The organism is Streptomyces chisholmiae, from assembly GCF_031845445.1.
In the GTDB taxonomy this organism is placed as follows: Bacteria; Actinomycetota; Actinomycetes; order Streptomycetales; family Streptomycetaceae; genus Streptomyces; species Streptomyces chisholmiae.
Window position 1 is genome coordinate 1 of sequence record NZ_JAVREO010000133.1, and the last position, 470, is coordinate 470.

Sequence of the window (470 nt, forward strand, 5' to 3'; positions counted from 1 at the left end):
TGTAATCGGCGTCGACGCGGCGCAACACCACGTCGACGCGTTTGAGGGTGCCCAGCGACCGCATCCACAGCGTGCCGTCACGGACCACGAGATCGGCACTCTCGACGAGTGGAAAGCCGAGCACTCCGGCCAGGTACGCCTGGTCGAAGGCGGTCTCGGAATGGATACCGGGGCTGAGCACCACCACAACGGGTTCCTCGGCGGCCTCGGGTGCCGCGTCGAGCAGCGCCAGGCGCAGCGCCTGGGCCCAGGGTGAGGCCGGCCGCGGGCCGATCCGCTCGTAGAGGTCAGGCGCCGCATGGGCGATGACCCGTCGGTCCGCCAGGGCATAGCCGGCGCCCGACGGCGCCTGCGTCCAGTCCGCGTTGACGACGAATGCGCCGTCGTCGCCGCGGCTGATGTCGCAGCCGTGCAGGAACAGCTGATGACGCCCGGGCACCACGATGCCGCGGGCGGCGCGCAGGTATCCG

General features: G+C 71.3%; 1 protein-coding gene. It reads right to left on the reverse strand.

Annotated features, from left to right (window positions below):
• On the reverse strand, positions 1-470 hold a 470-nt coding region (locus RM844_RS32440; protein ID WP_311671027.1), incomplete at both ends, for a circularly permuted type 2 ATP-grasp protein.